This window comes from Pseudoalteromonas sp. S554 (genome assembly GCF_005930865.1).
In the GTDB taxonomy this organism is placed as follows: domain Bacteria; phylum Pseudomonadota; class Gammaproteobacteria; order Enterobacterales; family Alteromonadaceae; genus Pseudoalteromonas; species Pseudoalteromonas marina.
Genome location: NZ_PNDV01000090.1, coordinates 1 through 882 on the forward strand (window position 1 = coordinate 1; position 882 = coordinate 882).

1 protein-coding gene is annotated in these 882 nt (G+C 41.4%); it reads right to left on the reverse strand.

Going from position 1 to position 882, the window contains the following annotated elements:
- Positions 1-79: 79 nt before the first annotated feature.
- Positions 80-882, reverse strand: an 803-nt coding sequence (tnpC, locus tag CWB65_RS16935) for an IS66 family transposase (RefSeq protein WP_138741066.1), incomplete at its 5' end; no start/stop codon positions are given.

The window sequence follows — 882 nt, forward strand, 5'->3', positions numbered from 1 at the left end:
TCACTTCTCGGTGGTAAAACAATCACTTTTATAGCAGTTGCTATTAAACGAAAGTAAGTAAGCGTCCGGCAATCTACACCTAGCTTTTGATATTCCAAGGCAGTAAATCATCGATTTGGCAACCCGGTTTGCAGATTTGGGTTAAATAATAGCTAATATAATCGTAAGGTATTAGTCCGTTGGCCTTTGCCGTTTCCACTATGCTGTAGAGCATTGCACTGGCGTTGGCCCCATTAGCTGTTTGGCTAAACAGCCAATTTTTGCGGCCAATGACAAAGGGTTTAATCGCCCGCTCAGCGCGATTATTGTCGATAGACAAATGACCATCTTCAACATATTGAACCAACTTATCCCATTGATTCAGGCTGTAGTTGAGCGCTTCCCCTAATTTGGATTTAGGTAAGGTATTGAGCAAAGATTTTTCCAACCAAGCTTTATATTGGTTAAGTAATGGCTCCGACTCTTTTTTCCGGATGGCTTGTTTTTCAGGCGCTGTTTTATCTTTGATTCTGGTTTCAATTCGATACAGTTTTTGAATATGATTCAACGCCCAATTTGCTTTGCCCGTTTTTCCTTTGGGTTGCGCTTTTTCAGCTTCATCAAACTTACGCCGTGCATGTGCCCAGCAGCCAGCAAGCTTAGCTTTAGTTTGGTCATACCCTTGGTAACCATCCACTTGAAGGTAACCTGTATAATTAAGTAAAAAATTCGCAGGATAACAACCTGAACGACCCGGCTGATATTCATACAGTACGATATTTTTAAATGGGTTATTTGCTACAGGCGTGTCAGTACCTGTGCAATATAACCACATATAGGATTTTGTTTTGTCATCACTCACCACATTGACTGTGGTCTCGTCCGCTTGAATGACATGTTGCT